Source organism: Nocardia brasiliensis ATCC 700358, assembly GCF_000250675.2.
Lineage (GTDB): Bacteria > Actinomycetota > Actinomycetes > Mycobacteriales > Mycobacteriaceae > Nocardia > Nocardia brasiliensis_B.
In genome coordinates this window covers 5,640,705-5,654,455 of record NC_018681.1, presented here as the reverse complement: position 1 = coordinate 5,654,455, position 13,751 = coordinate 5,640,705, and the positions used below count along the sequence as shown (strand labels likewise).

Annotated in this window: 18 protein-coding genes; 6 read left to right on the top strand and 12 right to left on the bottom strand. The window is 62.1% G+C overall.

Going from position 1 to position 13,751, the window contains the following annotated elements; genetic code table 11:
* The first annotated feature begins 107 nt into the window (after nucleotides 1–107).
* Nucleotides 108–896: a restriction endonuclease gene (locus O3I_RS44055; RefSeq protein WP_141692090.1), complete on the top strand. Its 789-nt coding sequence runs from the start codon at nucleotides 108–110 to the stop codon at nucleotides 894–896.
* A gap of 581 nt (nucleotides 897–1,477) precedes the next feature.
* On the opposite strand, the gene O3I_RS24860 is transcribed toward O3I_RS44055, so the two are convergent.
* Nucleotides 1,478–3,172 carry a DUF6119 family protein gene (locus O3I_RS24860; RefSeq protein ID WP_014985751.1) on the bottom strand — a complete coding sequence of 565 codons (1,695 nt, stop codon included), beginning with the start codon at nucleotides 3,170–3,172 and terminating at the stop codon, nucleotides 1,478–1,480.
* A gap of 1,067 nt (nucleotides 3,173–4,239) precedes the next feature.
* On the opposite strand from O3I_RS24860, the gene O3I_RS45625 reads away from it, so the two are divergent.
* The gene (locus O3I_RS45625; protein WP_014985750.1) at nucleotides 4,240–4,407 is read left to right on the top strand and encodes a hypothetical protein; all 168 of its coding nucleotides are present in this window, start codon (nucleotides 4,240–4,242) and stop codon (nucleotides 4,405–4,407) included.
* A gap of 201 nt (nucleotides 4,408–4,608) precedes the next feature.
* Here the strand turns inward: O3I_RS45625 and O3I_RS24855 are convergent, their stop codons facing one another.
* The 6 genes from O3I_RS24855 to O3I_RS24830 all read right to left on the bottom strand — a co-directional run bounded on the left by O3I_RS24855 (nucleotide 4,609) and on the right by O3I_RS24830 (nucleotide 7,581).
* Nucleotides 4,609–5,262 (bottom strand): hypothetical protein, encoded by a 654-nt coding sequence (locus O3I_RS24855; protein WP_014985749.1) that lies wholly within the window; start codon nucleotides 5,260–5,262, stop codon nucleotides 4,609–4,611.
* A 190-nt stretch (nucleotides 5,263–5,452) separates the two neighbouring features.
* Nucleotides 5,453–6,289 (bottom strand): SAM-dependent methyltransferase, encoded by an 837-nt coding sequence (locus O3I_RS24850; RefSeq protein WP_014985748.1) that lies wholly within the window; start codon nucleotides 6,287–6,289, stop codon nucleotides 5,453–5,455.
* Nucleotides 6,286–6,543, bottom strand: coding sequence for a hypothetical protein (locus tag O3I_RS24845; protein ID WP_014985747.1), 258 nt, complete (start codon nucleotides 6,541–6,543; stop codon nucleotides 6,286–6,288). Before O3I_RS24845 ends, O3I_RS24850 begins: the two co-directional genes overlap by 4 nt.
* Entirely contained in the window at nucleotides 6,530–6,751 is a 222-nt protein-coding gene (locus O3I_RS45620; protein WP_014985746.1) for a hypothetical protein, read from the bottom strand. Before O3I_RS45620 ends, O3I_RS24845 begins: the two co-directional genes overlap by 14 nt.
* Nucleotides 6,748–7,194: a DNA-directed RNA polymerase subunit beta gene (locus O3I_RS24835; protein ID WP_237748127.1), complete on the bottom strand. Its 447-nt coding sequence runs from the start codon at nucleotides 7,192–7,194 to the stop codon at nucleotides 6,748–6,750. Before O3I_RS24835 ends, O3I_RS45620 begins: the two co-directional genes overlap by 4 nt.
* Before the next feature lie 45 nt (nucleotides 7,195–7,239).
* Nucleotides 7,240–7,581 carry a hypothetical protein gene (locus tag O3I_RS24830; protein WP_041562860.1) on the bottom strand — a complete coding sequence of 114 codons (342 nt, stop codon included), beginning with the start codon at nucleotides 7,579–7,581 and terminating at the stop codon, nucleotides 7,240–7,242.
* Nucleotides 7,582–7,929: 348 nt separating this feature from the next.
* On the opposite strand from O3I_RS24830, the gene O3I_RS24825 reads away from it, so the two are divergent.
* Nucleotides 7,930–9,156, top strand: a complete 1,227-nt coding sequence (locus tag O3I_RS24825) for a helix-turn-helix domain-containing protein (protein ID WP_014985743.1) — start codon at nucleotides 7,930–7,932, stop codon at nucleotides 9,154–9,156.
* A 51-nt stretch (nucleotides 9,157–9,207) separates the two neighbouring features.
* A complete protein-coding gene (locus O3I_RS24820) occupies nucleotides 9,208–9,531 on the top strand; it encodes a hypothetical protein (protein ID WP_141692087.1) in 324 nt (107 codons plus the stop codon).
* A gap of 69 nt (nucleotides 9,532–9,600) precedes the next feature.
* Here the strand turns inward: O3I_RS24820 and O3I_RS24815 are convergent, their stop codons facing one another.
* The gene (locus O3I_RS24815; RefSeq protein ID WP_014985741.1) at nucleotides 9,601–9,855 is read right to left on the bottom strand and encodes a hypothetical protein; all 255 of its coding nucleotides are present in this window, start codon (nucleotides 9,853–9,855) and stop codon (nucleotides 9,601–9,603) included.
* A gap of 187 nt (nucleotides 9,856–10,042) precedes the next feature.
* On the opposite strand from O3I_RS24815, the gene O3I_RS43395 reads away from it, so the two are divergent.
* Complete coding sequence (locus tag O3I_RS43395) at nucleotides 10,043–10,630, top strand: DUF4190 domain-containing protein (protein ID WP_014985740.1); 588 nt, start codon at nucleotides 10,043–10,045, stop codon at nucleotides 10,628–10,630.
* Nucleotides 10,631–10,703: 73 nt separating this feature from the next.
* On the opposite strand, the gene O3I_RS42920 is transcribed toward O3I_RS43395, so the two are convergent.
* Together O3I_RS42920 and O3I_RS24800 are read right to left on the bottom strand one after the other, a co-directional pair.
* Entirely contained in the window at nucleotides 10,704–11,282 is a 579-nt protein-coding gene (locus O3I_RS42920; protein WP_014985739.1) for a hypothetical protein, read from the bottom strand.
* Entirely contained in the window at nucleotides 11,279–11,668 is a 390-nt protein-coding gene (locus tag O3I_RS24800) for an RNA polymerase sigma factor (RefSeq protein WP_148282711.1), read from the bottom strand. Before O3I_RS24800 ends, O3I_RS42920 begins: the two co-directional genes overlap by 4 nt.
* Nucleotides 11,669–12,258: 590 nt before the next feature.
* On the opposite strand from O3I_RS24800, the gene O3I_RS45615 reads away from it, so the two are divergent.
* Nucleotides 12,259–12,408, top strand: a complete 150-nt coding sequence (locus O3I_RS45615) for a hypothetical protein (RefSeq protein ID WP_014985737.1) — start codon at nucleotides 12,259–12,261, stop codon at nucleotides 12,406–12,408.
* 170 nt (nucleotides 12,409–12,578) lie between these two features.
* On the opposite strand, the gene O3I_RS45930 is transcribed toward O3I_RS45615, so the two are convergent.
* Nucleotides 12,579–13,040 carry an IS5/IS1182 family transposase gene (locus tag O3I_RS45930; RefSeq protein WP_065652260.1) on the bottom strand — a complete coding sequence of 154 codons (462 nt, stop codon included), beginning with the start codon at nucleotides 13,038–13,040 and terminating at the stop codon, nucleotides 12,579–12,581.
* Between the two features lie 117 nt (nucleotides 13,041–13,157).
* Nucleotides 13,158–13,421: a transposase gene (locus O3I_RS45925; protein ID WP_171904506.1), complete on the bottom strand. Its 264-nt coding sequence runs from the start codon at nucleotides 13,419–13,421 to the stop codon at nucleotides 13,158–13,160.
* Between the last annotated feature and the right edge of the window lie 330 nt (nucleotides 13,422–13,751).

Sequence of the window (13,751 nt, the reverse complement as noted above, 5' to 3'; positions counted from 1 at the left end):
TAAAGACGGTTTTGCTCTGGGGTCGGTCCGGCAGCAGCGTCCTGCAGTTCACTGCTTCGTGTCGGTGGGGTCTGCAAAGATGACCAGATCAGATCACTAGAAGCCGCGTGAACAACGAGCGGCACAACAACATCGGAGAGTCTCGATCGATGGCACGCGTTCTCAAGATCGTCCCTGGCACGCAAGGAGCAGGCCTCCACGCTCCCGAGCAAGGTGCAGTCTGTCATTACGAAGTCATCGACGCGCCTGACGGAGCCAAACTAGTGCACCTCGCGGTTATGGGGACTGATAAACGATCGAGCACGCCCAAGTCCAGCGCATCGATGCAATTCGACAAGGCGACCGCATCAGAGCTCATGCGGATCCTGCTAGAGGCTGATGATCTGATCAATTTACCGATTGACTGGAGTCAGATCGATGCAGATCGGTTCGAACTCGTGCTTGCCCATCTTCTTGAGCTGTCGGGATCATACACGCGAATCACCCGCTTGCTTAATGTGAACGCACCTGATTCTGGTCGCGACATCGAAGCCTATCTAAGGGTCGATGATGGACTCGGTTCGGAGTGGCTGGAACGAGTGGTTGTACAAGCGAAACACTGGCCCGCACGAGGTGTCAGCGCATCTGAAATCGCAGACCTGGTGTATTCAAAGATCCCACTCTGGGAGGGTGAACCGATACGGCGTCTGATAATGGCAACTACCGGATCGTTCACTCAAGACGCAGTTCGTTGGGTAGACGATCACAACAGCGCTGCCAAACGGCCGGCTATCACATTGTGGTCCACAAGTGAGATCGAAAAGTTCTTGCGAAAATGGCCAACCATTGTCGCAGACTTCGGACTTCATATATCAATTGCTGAGAATCGCTCCTCTAGAGTCGATTCCGACGCCTGAGGCAGGCAAATCGCGGCACCGATTTCAGATCGCATCAAGCAAAGTCTGGCCATTTGTCGTTGTGGGTGGCTGATAAGACTGACCTAATCGAAACACGCCTGTCGATGCTCGGTCCAACCGATAATTTTCGTGCAAAGCACTCTTCGTCGATCGAACCGATGCCAGCGATTGGCATGGTCGGAAGGGTTGGAGATCAACCGCTTGGGCCGATTCCTTGTTTACGTCGACCAGGGAGGGACTGAACGCGGGACCGCCGCCTCTATGATTTAGAAAATGGTTCTGACTTTCCCATGGCCGGTAACTGTGATGTGTTGGTTAGTAACGCTAGCGCTGCGCCCATATGCTCGGGTCTTGTCGTGGTGCTCGGAGACGGCGTCTCCAGTTGTCGGATTCCATGTCTTCATGGGTGCAGCGGCTCGTCGGCACGGGCTGGGGAGTGAAGGTGTTTCTGTTTGCGCTGAGTGTCGCGTTTTCCGATTGGCCCAATCCTTACGTACTATCCTGCAATAGCTCGCCCAATACGTCGAAACGAACGGTCTCTGGCCGCCCGTCGGAGTTGCCTGTGCCGTTCGGGCAAGGACTTAGGATCGCGTGATTGTTATCACTCTTACGTCGGCATTCATGGTGCGAAGCTCGATCAGTGATCTGACCAGTGAGATCTGGGAAAATGGGAAGAGTGAGTTTGTAGTTGTCTCCTCGCCATCCTTCAGCAGGATGGCAAACACGACTTTTACCGAGCCGATGTCATTGACCATCGGGTGATTGGGATTGTGCTTTGCGATGGAGTCGCGGAACTTCTTCGCGACCTCCTTGTCGGTGCGTAATACCTTGACGGCGTTCACAGCTTGCGCGAAGAGGTGACTCAGTGGTGCGCTGCTGCTTGCCTTTTTGACGCAGATCAGCTCGCAGTCGGGGCCCAGGACATCACAGATCTCAAGCCCGCCTCCATGGAAGAAATCGGTGAATAAGTTTTGCTTGTCGAATAGTTGGTAGCCCGGTTGTTTTGCGATCTCGCGGTTGAACCAATCTTCGTCATGGGAATCCTGGCCTTTCTTCTTCCCTGTAGAGCGTGGAGGGCCCTTCGTCCAGGCTGGGACAGTGATATTGGTTGTGGCGTTGAAGAGTTCGTCGAGCTCTTCGCGCAGGGTTTCGAGGTGCCAGGCTCCGATCTCATGCCAGTAGCCTTGCCTGTAGTAGTAACGCTCGTCCTCGTGTTCGACTTCCGCGACCAGCCAATCCGTGCCACGGGTTTCTGGGCCAGACGGTGTCGTCTGCGCCGAATCCTCGTACATGGTGACCCGAAGCCGGTGTAGGTTGGACAGTCTGCGGTCCTCGGTGCAACCGTGGATCTGTGCGAGCAACGCTTCCACGTCGATGTCGTTGACGGCGGTAGCGTGGCTGCCCAGCAAGATACTGAATGATTGCGCTGCGCCATAGTAGTCGACACAGTTGTCGGGCATGGTGATGCCGAGGCGTGCGTTGTTTGGCTCGCCCAACAGCGTTGCCAGAATTTTGTCAGCTCCCAGGGCTGCAGGGCTGTGTCTGTTCAGTTTTCGGAATCGCTCGACGAACGCGAGACCTTCAAGTGGGTCTTCGCGGTCGCAGACGCGTTCGATCTCGGCGAGATCGGCCAAGAACTGGGCGGGGGAGGCAGCGAGTGGCAGCTTGATGGCGTGGCCGGAACATTCGATTCGCACTGCCAGCGATGTGGGGAGTTTTGCAGTCATATTCAGCTCGGCGCTGCCACAGATCCTACGGACCAGCGAACTGAATTTGTCGAGACCGAATCCGGCAACATCGCTGCCACCGAGCATGGTGTAGTCCTCGACTCGGCCTCGCCGGTCCATGATCTCGCTGCGAAACCGTGTGACATCGGTTTCGCCGAGGCAGCGGACCGCAAACCCCAGCCCGAAGTCATCGTCGCGGTAGTCCGGGTCGAGGATGTGGTGTCCGAGGCTCCCATAGGTCAAAGCGTAGAGCCTACCTGTAGTGCGGGTCAGTAACAGGCCGCCGGCCGGGCTGGTCGTCACCGACACCGGTAGACCAGTGAGCCCCTGCGCGGCCGGGCACCATTCGGCACGCTCCGGCAACCTCGCACCGCTGACCAGCAATCCGCTTAGCCCCCCATGACTGAAATCCCGGATCTCGTAATTGGTGTCGTGAAGGTACTTTTCTCGGACAAACCAGCGCAGGTCGACCGGGCCGCCTGCGGGGTCAAGCAGGCGGTGCAGGCTGGACCATCGAGTGGTTTTCTTCGACAGCGTCGTTTCGTCCACGGTGGTCTCCTTGATCGCCGGCGTTTCCTTCGAGGCTGGCCTACACGGAACGTGTAGTTGTGTACCCGCTTTCAGTTGCTCTCACTGGTAATGTGGGCTGGGCCCGGGGAGGGTGAACAGCGGCTTTCGCGAGCGCATGGACTCATTCTTGCCGGAGACGACGTCAGCGATCCAACGAGAGGGTACGGGGAACGCGGACCGTATGGTGTTCTGTGTGCATTTGGACGTACGGGTTATCGGTGCGCACGGCCGGGGTATCGTCGAATGTGCGAGGTCCACTGTCATCTGTCGGCTTCGGGGCAAGTCTGATCCCCGGGCTGTAATTAACGCGTCCTACCAGCCCAGCTTGCTGAGCGCTACCCGTGGGCGCTGCAATAAATGATACATCCAGTTCTCTAGGGTTTACAGGGTTTCGCGTCCCGCGTTGTGTCAGTGCCAGGCGGCTTGGCGCTTCTGCGACGGTGTTACTGGTCGATCGCGTGCGCGGAAGATGACAACGCGACGTTGGTGTCGCTAGGTCAGGGGCACGAGCATCCATCGGAGGCAAAAGTTGGGAGATTCGACCGGGGAAGACGTGACCAACCAAGAGAGACCGGCAACGGGTGGATAAATCGGCGTGAGTTTGATCGGCCGGGTGGCACTGCTCAAGAAGGACCAGCAGCAAGGACTGGCGGGGAAACACCAGGCGGCTCGATCGAACCATGGTCACCTACGACAACACCACGAGTGGCCGACAGGTCTACTCCACCACAGCCTGAAACTGGCCATCGATAGCGGCTGCTTGCTGCAGCACAGCCGCACCTAACCGATTGTGCTTTTTGGGCGACGAGCGAAAGTGCAAAGGGCACAATGAAAATCATGGCCTGATTCATGCTGTCATCGGACCGTCGCGATCAGTTGGCGAGGCTGCTTGGGGACGAGTGGCGCTTTGGAGCCGCGTATCCGAAGGTTGCCGAATACCTGGCTGTGGCCCCGAGGCTATGCGGTACACGCGACGACAATGATCAAGTCTTCGACCCGCGATCCCTGCATTTCATAATCGGCGGAGACGCGGTGGCGACCCGAAGATGGCCATCGCCATCCTCAAGGACTACGGAAATGTCAACTTGGACACCGCGATGCGTGGCCGCGAGGACAAGACCACCGTCGACGCCTACAAGCTGGCCTGGCGGCTACGGGTGGTCCCGACACTGGGTCATCTGATGCGGCGAGTGCAACGGACTGCGCCGGAATAGATTGTACAGCAACGCTATTCACGCGACATACTGGGAACCATGATCAGCAAGCGGCGCTCGCGGACGCCGAAGATGCGAGAAATGGCCGGCGAGATACGCTTGGAGTATTAAACATCCCATAAATGTCCCTTTCGGTCCGTCAAGGCCGGAAGGGACATTGTTTTGCCTGGTCAGCGCTGTGATTCTTGGTTGCAGTAGCCGTCACGGACAACGTTTCACGCCCCCGGCGGAAGGTTTTCGCCGGACAGCGCATTTCAGTGCTTCCATGCTTGAGGTGCAAGTCCCTGGTGTCGGCTGCACGACGTAACGCCACCCGCACGACAATGCGACCTCCGCCGCCGCAGCGAACCGCACCGCATCCTCCGGCCCGATCCGATCGCCAGGGCGCACGTCGATCAGCCACGTTTCATCGTCCGACACAGGCAGGAAATCCGGTGTGTGCTTCCCGGTTGCGGCTGCGGTGGTGAACGGCAGCCGGAACGACTGGGACAACAGCTCGGTGAGCCCGCCCGCGAAGTCGCGCGCCAGCAGCAGTTGCTGCTCGGCATGGCTCTCGAACCCGTGATGACGGCCCGTGCTCACCATGTATTGCAACCCCGGACGATGGAACTGTGTTGTCCGCCAAGAGAATCGGCGCACCGGTTGCGCGCCGTTGATCGGCAGTTCCGCGAGATCTCTGACCGGGCAGACCACGGGGTCGTCGCCGAACCGCCGATGCGTCACCCACTGCCGGGTCCATCCGTGACCCAACACCAGCATCGACCGCGGCCTCGCCAGGTCGACCGGCAGCGTGGCCAGCAGCTCCTCCCACCGGCAGCGATCCGAACGCAGCACGGCCCCAACGACATCGGTCACCAGAACCCTCATCCATCAGCGACACCCAACCGGCCGGGACTGTAGCGGGTCCGCAGACAGAGCAAACGGAATCAGAGAAATTCTTGACCGCCTGATCTTCACCCCCAGCCAACCAACCCTGTACGCAGCCGCCAACAAGACTTGGGAGCAGCCGCCAACTACGTCAGGGGACCAGCGTGATCCGGCCTGGTCACTGGCCCATCAGCCGCCATCTATGGCTGGGCGTCACGCCGATCGCGCCGTCCATGACCATGCGCGTTTTCGGCAGGTCGGGGCGCAGCCATTGCTGTACCGGGACGACTCCGGGTTCGAGCACTTCGAAGCCGGTGAAGAATGCCGCCGTCTGGCCGGCGGAGCGAAAGCGGACCTGGGCGGACGTGCCCTGCGTCGCTGCGAGTACCTGGAGTATCTCGGGGGCGGAAGCGGTGGAGCCATGCGTGATCGCCAGCAGGCTGCCAGATGCCATGTGATCGCGGAAGGCGGCGACGATATCGGCCGGGCGCTCGTCGTCCATCACGTAATGCAGCACGCCGATGGCCGTGATGGCCACGGGCTCGCTGAAATCGAGCGTGGTGTGGTTCTTGAGCTGATCGAGTATCGCCTCGGGGTGGCGAATGTCGCCCAGCAGTGCGGTGATACCGCGCGGCCCAGCCAGCAACGCGTCGCAGTGCGCGTGAACCACCGGGTCATAGTCGACGTACACCACCTCCGCCGAGGGCTGTATTTCCCGAGCTGCCTCGTGCACGTTGGGCGAGGTCGGGATACCCGAGCCGAGGTCGATGAACTGGCGGATTCCGGCGTCGGCGGCCATCTGGACCGCCTTGAGCATGAAGCTGCGGGCGAACCACGCCAGCGTCTTGATTTCCGGTGCGCGAGCCAGCATTTCGTTGCCCATATCCTCGTCGACCTCGCGGTAGTCCTTCCCGCCCAGCAGGTAGTCCCACACCCGGGCCGAGTTCAGTGCACCGGGGTCGAACGGTTCCGGCCTCCGATCCGGCGGCAGCGATGTCGGCGATTCGTTCGTCACCGCCGCTCACGCCTTATCGCGGCGCGCAGCCCGACCCAGCACAGAATGACAATGATGGTGCAGAAGACCACCGGGGTGATTGCGGCCTCTGGATCCCCGTCTGTGTACCCGGTCACCAACATAATCAGCCGCCCGACGAGCAAGGCTGCCCCGATGATCGCCGCAGCCAGCAACCACCGCCAGCACGTCTGCGAGGGAGACCTTCCGGGTGTGCCGGAGCCCGCGTGGTCACGGGCCGGGTCATCGTTGATCATCGGTGGGAGCCTCCTGCGTGTCGACACCGAACGGTGTTGCGGCGTGCGGAAATTCGTGGATCTGGCCGAGGCGGGGCTCAAGGGCCACGATCTCGTCCAGGGAGGGGGCGAGGACGAGAACCTCGTCCAGGCGCGGCTCGAGGGCCAAGATCTCATCGAGCCGGGCCTGAAGCGGTTCGTGCTCGCCGGGCTCGTCGTCGGCCGTCACCAGGTCACCGGATTCTGTCTTGAAAGACACCACCGGAACGCCGCGATCACCTCGGTGCCTGCCGGGCGGAAGCCATCGGTGGGCTTGTATACCCACTCCCGGTAGCCCACCGGCGAAGCGCCCGGAGAAGGCAACGCGATCTCGCTGCCGCACGGGGCGACAGTCACGTTGTGGCGGAACAGTTCTGCGAACAACGCCTGGTCGCCGGGAAGGTCCGGGCACACCAGGAACGTCCACCTCTTGGAGCGCGGGTGCGAAATGATCGGCCCAAGACGACCGTGGGGCCGTTCCTTGAGGTGCACCTTGACCGGCGCTCCGATGTGGGCGGGCATCGTGACCGCGCCGACGCTGCCCACGACGAACTCGATCCGTGCCCAATCAGGTCGTATGTGGGCGGGCAGCCCACAGCGGACCTGATAGAACCGCCGCTCGAGTTCGAGCACCGCATCACGCCTGGATTGGAGTGCTTGGGTGTTGTCCATCCCGGATCACCCGGCTTCGGCCGGTGACTGCTGGTCGTCGGGATTTCGTTCGACCATGCGCGCTTTCAGCTCCGCAGTGGCCTCCTGAGGAGACAACTCAGCCAGTGTTTCCCGGACCGTGCCGGTGATCCAGCCCAAGGTCTCCATCTCTGCCAGCAGCGCAGCGACCTGATCCATCGTGGGCGTGTTCGCTTCGTAGTAGAAGATCCAACCGGTGACCCCGTCCGCCGTCTCCGGCCGAGGCGGCCCGTCAGCGGAGAATTCCGCTACCTGCTCGGGCGTGCCGTGGTGCTGAAGTTGATAGAGCTTTCCGTGGTAGATCTGCTGCGGTGTCGCGGCTGCTGTCACCGGCGAACACAATCCCTCGTCAATCGAACCCATCGCTCAGAACCTCCCGGTCGTGTTTGGGAGGACCCGGCGACGGGAGGGCTGCCAATAGTGGCGCGATGAAAAACAGATCGGTGACCCGACGCAGGGTCCACCAGAAGAATGCGCCGTAAACAAGAGCCAAACTGGTGGGATCTCCACCCCCGCTGAGGTGGTGGAATCTCCACCCCTCTGCTGGTGGGGAGATCCCACCCCCTACGGAATTAGCCGTCGTTATCCTTGGTAGTGCCTCTCCGCGAGGTTTTGCCCCCGGTCGACGGGCCGGGGGTATCGCGGGAGAGGAACCAAACCGCGGAGAAGGTGGCAGCTATGCCCAATCCTCATGACGAACTCGCTGGACGTTCGATCGGTGAACGCATCCAGATGATCCGCACGCGTACCGGCAAAAGCCGCGCAGTTATCGCTGGTCTGGTTGGCCGCTCCGACGTGTGGCTGCGCGACATCGAAAAGGGACGTTCGCAGGCACCCGGTCTCGAGATGTTGTTGCGCCTCGGCCAAGCGCTCGGCGTACGCGATCTCACCGAAATCACCGGAGACCACGAATTGCTCGTCGGCCTGTCCCGCCGCGCCGGACATCCCGTCGTGCCCGCGATCCGCGAGGCCATCGAATCGGTAGACCTGGCGCCCGTGGCATCACCTATCGACCCGACCGAGCTGCAGGCGCGCGTCGATCGAGCCTGGGCCATCTGGCACCGTTCGAAAACACCCCGCGCCGATGCCGGCGCCATGCTGCCGGAGCTGATCCGTGACGGGCGTCGCGCGGTACGCACCCTCGACGGACAGGAACGACGTACCGCTGCGGCCGCATTGTCTGGGGCGTATGCACTTTCGGAGCAGGTGCTGGCGTGGGTAGCGGACGCTCCGCTGCTGTGGCTCGCGGCCGACCGTTGCATGTCGGCGGCCGAAATCGCCGACGAACCGATAACGCTCGCGGGCGCATCGTGGGTAGTCGGCAACGTGTGGCGTGCCACCTCGCGCGAGGAAGAGGCGTACCGGCTCACGCAAGACGCGGTCGCGCTCCTGGAACCGCGCCTGGCCAGTGACTCTGAAGCGCAAGCGCTGTGGGGCGCGTGCCACCTGCACAGCGCCATCACCGCCGCCAAGATGGGCCGCGAAGGTGACGCACTGCGCGGCGTTGATCAGGCGCTCGGTATGGCGCGAGCCTTGCCCGCAGGATCAGCGCACCCCTGGACGTTGTTCGGTACCGCGAACGCGGACATGACCTCAGTCAGCGTGCTCGTGGAGCTGAGGAAGTCCGGCAACGCCCTCGAAGCGGCAACCGCCGTCGACCCCGACGCCGTACCGAGTGTCGACCGACGGGCGCGGGTCTGGCTGGAGGTGGCCCGCGGCTACGAACAGCAACGTGATTGGATCGGCGCAGTGGGTGCTTTAAAGACCGCCACTGGCGTTTCGGCGGAGTCAATGAGTTGCCACCCGCTGTCCCGCAACCTGGCCGCCGAGCTGGTGACCAACGGGGGCCGGATGGTCGAGAGAGACGCTCGCGTGCTCGCCGGCCAGCTCGGCGTTACAGCCTAGACCCGTCCGATGGCGCAGCCAGCCGTCTACGAGTGAGCCGTGCGGTACCGCATGGTGCTTGAGGAAACCGTCGAAGGGGCGGGCACGGTCATCACCCGCCTGTCCGAGCACGCGCTCGATGAGCTTGTCGAGATCGCGCGCATCGCGACGCTTCGAGTCGAATTCTGTTCCCGGCTCACAGTGTTCGACCGGAACGCCGTGCTGTTCACCGTCGACGGCAGTGGTCGTCAGCTCGTTGACGCTCTCGACGAATGGGCTGTAGCAGCACCGCCGTTGTGCCCGGAGTGCGGGGAGATGCTGCATGCCGCGCGCGTAGCCTCGGTTGTTGGCTGGTGCTGCGCGGGATGCGGCTACCGGGCCGAAGCTCAGCAGTGAGCCACGTAGGCAGCAACGGCAGACGACAGCGCCACTCGCCGCGGCGAGCGCAAACAGCAGAGCGCGGGCTCAACTGGCGCGCTCGTCTAGGGCGAGCACGTGCCCGAGATCGGGCCGCACGGTCGCGATGTAGGAACCCGAGATCGTGCTGTAGCAGCGGACGAAGTAGCCGACGGCGGGGCCGCTACCGTCCGGATTACGAAGCACACTGCTGACCACTCCGGAGCGGCGCACCGCTGCGGGGTGGTCGGCGGGTAGGCCGCGACCGTGACCGTCGTCGAACCACCGCACGGGATCACCTGGCGCGAACTCTGAATCGAACATGTGTTCGACTATCTCATGTGAGCGCGACACGCGCACGGTCTCTGCGACACGCCGAGATCTGGACTTGCAGAACGCGGTTCACCGGATCCGACATCACCGTTGCGCCCGAATCTGTAACTTGGCTGGCGACACCCATACCAGCAGACGTCTGGGATGGGTGGCTCCCCGCGCAGTTAGAAGGACAGTCATGTCTGAACACGCTGGCACCGAAGATGCAAACGCCATCCCCAGCAGCCGGTTGAAGCTCGTGTCGTGGGTGCTCGCGGGGATCGGACTAGCGCTGATCGTTTGGGGCATTCTGCTAATACAGGCCAGCCAGATGAACGTCGCCACCGGCTACCGGACCGGGGGCCGCCCGGAGATCGGCTTCGGGATCATTCTGCTTCTGGTTGCTACATCAGTCCTTCTACGGTCAACCGGCAGGTTGAAGCCGTCGGAGGTCGCAGCCGAGGCGCAGCCGATTGGGTTCACCGAAACTGGTCAACCGGTCTTCCCGATCGTTGGGTACACGCCCGATGGCAAACCGGTCACCGCGAACCAGGTCCCCGGCGGAGTCCGAGTCGCGACAGCACATACGAACACCTTGGCAATCGTCGCTCTGGTGTGTGGCTTTGTGCTCGCACCCCTAGCCATCCCGATTGGGCACATCGCCCTCGTGCAGATTCGCCGAACTGGTGAGCACGGTCGGGTGCTGGCTATTGTTGGCCTTACGCTCGGATATATCTCGACAGTGCTGATAGTCATTACCGTGCTGCTGGTTTCAGCAGGAGCCTAGGCGCGGCGAAACGGAAGTGCGGCCGGAGGTAGTGAAGCCGAAGCCGAAGAGTTGCCCGGAAAACGATCGATTCTCAACGGCGGGCGTCGCCAGTGCGCGTTCGCAGAGCTGAGCGGGGATCGATCAGTTGTCGTCGCAAGCCCGTACCGGGAAGTGGAGGGGGCGCGGACTTCGCGTTCATCTGGTCGGTAATACGTTCGGTGAGCAGGGTGAGTGCCTCCATGACAGTCAGATCCAACTGCGTGGCGAGGTGTTCGAGGCGAGCCTGAGCTGCTGTGTCGTTCGCCAGTTCGTAGTTGCTGACAAGTGTGTCGAATTCCATCCCTGCCAGTGCCTGGGCGAAGGTCAGTTCCCGGTCGGGTAGCCAGCTCAATTTCCAGCTGCCTGTCTCGTCTCGGGTTGCGCGCTCGGGGGAAATCGCGCTGGTAATTGCCGAGTCGGTCACCTCGAGGTCGGGGTGCACATCGCTAGTTGCCTCCCCGCTGGTTTCGGCGTCGGAGTCGGTCTGGCCCGTGACTCGTTTCTTGAGCTCGGCCAGGCCTGCTTCCACGTCGTAGGTGTTCTCGTCGCGCTGCTCGCGGTAGCTGTCCAGCTCGGCGAACGCGGCAGCGATCGAGATCGGCTCGGTGCCGTCGCTGCTGTCGGTGCTCATGCCGGCCTCACCCCTTCTGCTCGGGTACCGGTGGCCTCGCCTGCGGTCTGCCGGTGCTCCGCGATCACCTCGACCAGATCCTCGGCGCTGTCGAACGCGATCTTGGCTTCTGTGCGATTCATCATCGCCTCGATCTTCTTGCGGGCCCTGCTCTTATGAGAGTGCACGGTCGAGACCGTGCAGTCCAGAACCTGCGCTATCTCTGCGTCGGGCAGTCCCAGCTCCCACGCCATCATCGCGACCCGGTACTGGGTCTCGGTCAAGATGTGGTCGAGCACTCGCATGAATCGTTTGAGATCGTCGTTCTCGAGGACTCGCTGTAGCGGGTCTTGCCGCAGCGTAGCTCCTGGCATCAGCGGGATATCGGTGTCGAGGTAGTCGTCCACGAGGGCCTCGGATTTGGAACGCTGACGCCACGCCACACATTCTTGAGACGGCCACGCCCAGCATCGAAATGGATCGATTCTCAGACAGTAGTCGGGTGTCGAGCGCGACGCCCCGTACAGCCGTGATCAGACGGCTACGCCAAAACCCGCTCGCTCGTGTACCAGGACGGTTCGATACTCAAGGGTCGACCCGACCGTCCAGGCGTGCAGGCCGACGAGGTGGACATCGAAGTGGAAGTTGCTCAGAACACCTTCTTCGATGTCACCGTCGGAGGCGATGACGTAGAGGCCATGGTCGAACGAGGGCCGTCCGGCTGCGATGACCTCACCGCTGACTGCGGCCCAGTCCAGTCTGGCGTGCCGATACCTCTGCGGGACAAGTCATCCCAGGTCTGGGGGCCTCGGTTACGTTCTCGTCTCAGTCGCCCGTCGACGGGGCTGAGGGTCTGGTGGGGTTCGATGGCCCTGCCGTATGCTTTCCCGCGTTGCCGCCGCTGAAAGGACCCCGACTTTGTAGCTCATCTCCTCGGATTTTTGGGACGGCCGCCTCTCGCTGAGGCGCGCCCCAAAAAAGAAGAGAGGAGACCGAGTTGGTCCAAATCGCATTGCTGGTCGCGATCTGCTTCATCTGCTACCTGGTCCTGTGTGCGGTGGTGGTCATCCGCACAGGCAGCACGAAAGGGCTGCGGGATGTAGCGGCCGCCATCGGCGGATTGCGGAACATACTCAAGTTGTCCTGATAAGCCGGGGCGGTGCGACTCTCGCACCGCCCCGACTACTCGGCGGTCGAACACCGTAGACGGCGCGCCACAGCCAGACCTTCGACGCATTCGCGCAGCTCAAATGGTATAATTGACGTGTACATCAAAGCGTGTGCGGGATTGTTGAACATCGACCGCGAGATGATGGTTCAGCGAGTCAAATCGGACGATCCCACTATTCGGGAAAATACGGATTCGACTCCCGTACGGTCCATCTCAGGGGCCGTTTTGCGGCCCTTGTAGGCGGCCCGGTCGAACCCGGGTGGTCGCCCACCGTTGCGGCCTCGCCGTTTGCGGTGCGCGATCTGGTCGGCGCGCTCGGGAATGACACAACCGATACCCTTGCCGCGCAACATCGCTCGGTTACTCTCCGAGGAATACGCCTTGTCGGCGAGCACGCGGTCGGGACAACGGCGCGGCGAGCCACCCGCCAGCCGCGGCACCGCGATTGCGTCGAGCACGGCAGGCATCATCGGTGAATCACCGGCCTGCCCACCGGTCAGCAGCACCGCCAGACCGCGGCCGTTGCCATCGGTGGCCAGATGCGCTTTCGTGGTCAGCCCACCGCGGGATCGGCCGACCGCGTGATCAGCTGGCTCATAACTCACCATCCGGGCCGGTGCCCCCACCGCCACGGGAGATATTCGCGCCGTGCTGATGCACGCCCATGATCGAAGAGTCGACCGACACAACCCAATCCAGATTCCCGGTCGCATCGGCAAGCGCGCTCAACGCGACCAGCACTCGATCCCAGGTCCGTCACCGGCATACCTACGAGGCCGCTTCCACACCGTCTGCCACGGACCGAACACCTCCGGCAGATCCCGCCACGGCACGCCGGTCCGCAACCGGAACAGCATCCCCTCCACCACCAGGCGACTATTGGCAAAGTTGCAGCCCACGTGGCCACCCGAGGTCGCCAGTAGCAGCTCCAGCAACTCCCACTGCACGTCCGTCAGAACGCGATACCGATCACCGACAACCCTCGCCACGGCGAAGATGATGCCCGAACGATCGAGCTACCGGACGCGATCGACGAAAAACGATTGGGAGACATGACCTAGCGAGCCAGTCGACACGAGGTTAGCACGGTTGAGCTTTGAAACCTGTTTGCTCGACCCAGGGCTCGGGTTTGTCAAGTTGGCGACTGTGCGGGAGGCTCTCGGTGTACTGCGACCGTAAGTGCGCTCGGGCATCCGATGATCGTGCACGGTTGTAATAGAAGAGGGGCCGAGGAGGTCTGGAGCTGGTACTATCTCCGAGGAAACCAGAGCGATAGATTTGGAGCCGTGTATCCAATCTGGATTGCACAATGTTCGGGG